Source organism: Paenibacillus sp. P4_A7 (assembly GCF_056402455.1).
This window is the reverse complement of sequence record NZ_JBFUHJ010000485.1, coordinates 1-4,014: the sequence shown is the minus strand read 5'-3', so window position 1 is coordinate 4,014 and position 4,014 is coordinate 1. Positions and strand designations below refer to the sequence as shown.

The following is a 4,014-nucleotide window of genomic DNA, read 5'->3' as shown; positions in this document are numbered from 1 at the left end:
GAGAAGATGGTACAATAAGTGGAAATTACATCAGGAGTTCCAAATAACATCTAAGTAAAAGAAGTATAAACTATATAAAGGATAGGTGGTTATACAGATGAGTAATCAACAAAAAACGATATTGTTCCAGGGCGATTCGATTACAGATTGCGGACGAGCAAGGAGCGATGGACCCAATTACAATCTTGGACATGGCTACGCTTCCATTATCGCGAGTAAGCTTGGGAATCAATTAGCTGAGAGTACACCGCAAATTATCAATAGAGGTGTAAGTGGTGATCGGGTATCAGACGTTTATGCACGTTGGAATGAAGACGCTATCAGTTTAAACCCGGACTTGATCAGTATTTTAATTGGAGTTAATGATGCTTGGAGAATTATGAATAATTTGCCGTCTGGAGCTACGGATCGTTTCGAACGAGCGTATAGACATTTGCTGCAAGAAACGAAGGAAGTTTTGCCAGATGCTAGACTAGTATTATGCGAGCCATTCATATTAGAAGTAGGTGCTACTTCGGAAAAATGGGAAGAATGGCAGCTTCATCTTGGTAAGTATAGTCGAATCGTTCAACAGCTGGTGAACGAATATGATGCGATATTTGTTCCACTTCAGGATGCATTCAACCGTTCACTGGAACGTGCCGAAGCAAGCTACTGGCTATGGGATGGCGTTCATCCGACACCAGCCGGACATGATTTGATTGCTGAAGAATGGTTTGCAGCAGTAGAAAAAAGTGGTATCAAGATCTAGTTGGAAGGATGATGAGCATGATTGTCTACGAGAAGGAAGATTCCTTTGTACTGATCGCACAGCATGATCATGCGCGTATTTCCGGAGATCTTATCTCAGCTTGGAGCAGCAGCTTGTTTGCTGGTACTGAAAGACTGGAAGAGTTAATTTATGCAGCTTATGAGCATGACAGCAGTTGGATAGATCTTGATCGATTGCCTCTTTGGAACGATGCTGCGGATTGTCCGTTCTCATTTCGTGATTTTCCCGGAAATATTCGGTTTTTCTTTTACTCAAAGGGATTGGATAAAGTTCAGGAAACGAGCGAGTATGCTGCGCTACTAGGAAGTATCCTGTATACAACACTTGCAGAAAAATTTAGAAATGAAGATTCTGTACCTTTCGTAAATCGTGAGTTTTCAAGACAAAGTGCTATTATAGAGCGATTGAATGTGAATGTGAAGCTGCTGCAAAAACATGTTAAAGCGCTGCTTCTCTGTGATGAGCTTTCCTTATTCGTATGTATGGAGCAGCCAGGAACGTCAATTGATCAATATGAGTGGTTTTCTAAAGGATTTTCTTTCTGGTTTGGTCAAAGTGAGCAAACGACTCTAATTGCTGATTGGAAAGATACGAGGACGGTCGAATTAGATCCGTTTCCATTTGTGCAAAGCATCGAAACGACGTTGTTTTATAAAGAAGTAAGAAAGTCTGATGTAACGAGTTTTGGAATTGCTGAAGCGTATCAGAAGGAACAGCGTCGTGAATGCCAACTGCTGTTTCAAGCGAAAAGTTTATAACACTACGAAAAAACACGATCAAACAAAGACACCGTCCTACATGCACAGCTTGCTGTGGAATAGGACGGTGTCTTTTTAAATATAATTTATATCCGTGAAACAAGCTAACGCTGCCCAGTTGGGCGACAGTCGTTTGCTGCTTTATTTATGAGCCTGATTTAAATAATGTTGCGATAGAGCCGCCTTCGGTAATGATTTTAATAGCATTAGCAAGCAAAGGGGACATCGGCAAAATAACAAATTTATCGGAATGCTCCTTATTGAGAGCAATTGTGTCTGTAATGACTACCTCGTGGATATTTGGATGATCCAGCTTTTCAACCGCATTTTCTGAAAATAATCCATGTGTTGCGCAAATGAAAGCATCGTGTGCGCCTTTTTTCTTAAGCGCCTCTACAACATTTACAATGGTACTGCCCGTATCGATCAAATCCTCAATAATGATCGGTGTCATACCCTCTACGTCACCGATGATATGAGTAATCTCGGATTGATTGTGAGCAGGACGGTTTTTGATCATAATCGCGAACGGACAATTTAAGCGACCCGCTAATTTCTCAGCTGTGGTAGCTCGACCGGCATCTGGAGATACAACGACCGGATTTTTAATGTTTTTTGCACGCAGGTAGTCGATGATCAGATCAAGCGCAGTCAAATGATCGACCGGAATATCGAAAAACCCTTGTATCGGATCAGCGTGCAGATCTACAGTAATAATACGATTCGCTYCGACAGTCGTTAGAACATCCGCAACAAGCTTAGCAGAAATCGGTTCGCGTGGCGCTGATTTTCTTTCCTGGCGAGCATAGCCGTAGTAAGGCATAACAATATTTACTGTTTTGGCTGATGCCCGCTTAGCAGCATCGATCATAATGAGCAGTTCTATTAAATGTTCGTTGACGGGGTGAGACAACGCCTGAACAATAAATACGTCGCATGTTCGAATGGACTCCTGATAGGATACATGGATTTCACCGCTCTGATGTCTTGAAATTGCAGCATCGCCGAGTGGAACATTTAACTCCTTACATAGCTGTTCCGCTAACGCTTTGTTCGATGAACCTGAAAATATTTTGATCTTTTGCATATGTTCCTCCTGACAAAACAGTATTCTACATCCCATCATATCAAACTGAGCTTATAAGGACAAATAATCGAGGTAAATAATTTAGAGAAATGATTGATTCACATTTTTCTCTTGCGGATTGAAAGTGTATAATGTCTCATTATGGGGAGGGGTAGCATGTCCCGAGAGATACGTACAAATGAGCTGTCTGCATTAAAGGAAATAGCTGAAATGCTGAACAGTACGAACGAGATGGATCTGATGTTAAACGATGTTCTAGTCAAGCTGCTTCAGGTGACGGACTTTACAACAGGTTGGATTTTTATAATTGACGATGATGGAGAAAATAGATGTGTGACCACACAAAATCTGCCTCCCGCATTAAGCGCCAATAATAAGGCTGTAATGTGCGGTGCGCAATGCTGGTGCGTTGAAAGCTATAAACAAAATAAACTGCATCATGCCATCAATATTGTCGAGTGCTCAAGAATTACTTATGCGCTCACCCAGCGAGGCAGTACGGATACGGAGGGGGTATCGCATCATGCTACAGTTTCACTCCAAGCAGGAAAAGATCGATTTGGGCTGCTTAATGTTGCGCAAGCAGGTAAAACTCATTTTTCCGAGGAAGAACTGGCCTTGCTCCAAGCTATCGCTTATCAGATCGGAACGACAATTAAGCGCATACGCCTTTATCAGGCTCAGGAGCAAAATGCGATTCATTATGCCAAGCTAGGTGATGTCATTCAACAAATAAATGCTATTCAGCATATTAACCGATTGCCACTCAAAGCGGTGAAATATATTGGAGATGCGTTTTGCTGGCCGCATGTGTCCTTGTTTATTTATGAACAGCAGCAGCTGTCGCTCCGTGCTCACTATACGAATAACAATGTAACAAAAGAATGGCAGCTGCTCGATATCGATCAAGCTGGGCTCGTCAGTACTGCTTTTCGTGAAAATAGATTAGTCATGATTTCGGACAGCTGCAAGGCGCATTCCCCATCATTGTTGTCTATCGGTATTCCGCCCTTCGAGTCTGCGGCAGCCATTCCGCTTAGAATTAGAAGTCGTCCGATAGGTGTGTTGTTAATTAGCAGCCCAGTGAGAAAACAATTCGATGAATATAATGAAGATTTCATGTATTCGCTAGGGGATCATTTTACATTAAGCATTGAGAACTTAAGAGTGTACGAACAGCGACAGGAGCTAGCTCGAATGGAAGAGCGGAATCGGATGGCGCGTGATTTGCACGATTCTGTTATTCAGAAGGTGTTTTCATTGTCATTTCTGGCAAAAGGGGCAGAGACGATGCTGGCAGGAAAGGAGCTGACCGTCGAGCGTTCGCTTCAAGAAATTCAGCAATTGTCACAGGATGCTTTGAAGGAGATGCGTACACTCATATGGCAGCTTCGTCC

General features: G+C 42.5%; 4 protein-coding genes. 3 read left to right on the top strand and 1 reads right to left on the bottom strand.

Going from position 1 to position 4,014, the window contains the following annotated elements; genetic code table 11:
* The first annotated feature begins 97 nt into the window (after nucleotides 1-97).
* Together AC1DWN_RS29345 and AC1DWN_RS29340 are read left to right on the top strand one after the other, a co-directional pair.
* Nucleotides 98-751 carry an SGNH/GDSL hydrolase family protein gene (locus AC1DWN_RS29345; protein ID WP_477562417.1) on the top strand — a complete coding sequence of 218 codons (654 nt, stop codon included), beginning with the start codon at nucleotides 98-100 and terminating at the stop codon, nucleotides 749-751.
* 17 nt (nucleotides 752-768) lie between these two features.
* Nucleotides 769-1,530 (top strand): DUF3891 family protein, encoded by a 762-nt coding sequence (locus AC1DWN_RS29340; RefSeq protein ID WP_477562416.1) that lies wholly within the window; start codon nucleotides 769-771, stop codon nucleotides 1,528-1,530.
* 145 nt (nucleotides 1,531-1,675) lie between these two features.
* Here the strand turns inward: AC1DWN_RS29340 and AC1DWN_RS29335 are convergent, their stop codons facing one another.
* Nucleotides 1,676-2,617, bottom strand: coding sequence for a ribose-phosphate diphosphokinase (locus tag AC1DWN_RS29335; RefSeq protein ID WP_477562415.1), 942 nt, complete (start codon nucleotides 2,615-2,617; stop codon nucleotides 1,676-1,678).
* Nucleotides 2,618-2,773: 156 nt separating this feature from the next.
* Here AC1DWN_RS29335 and AC1DWN_RS29330 point away from each other — a divergent pair.
* On the top strand, nucleotides 2,774-4,014 hold a 1,241-nt coding region (locus AC1DWN_RS29330; RefSeq protein WP_477562414.1), incomplete at its 3' end, for a GAF domain-containing sensor histidine kinase.

What these genes read in the sequence shown, in the direction of transcription:
- AC1DWN_RS29345 (WP_477562417.1), top strand. Translation starts at nt 98, where the DNA reads ATGAGTAATCAACAAAAAACGATATTGTTCCAGGGCGATTCGATTACA.
- AC1DWN_RS29340 (WP_477562416.1), top strand. Translation starts at nt 769, where the DNA reads ATGATTGTCTACGAGAAGGAAGATTCCTTTGTACTGATCGCACAGCAT.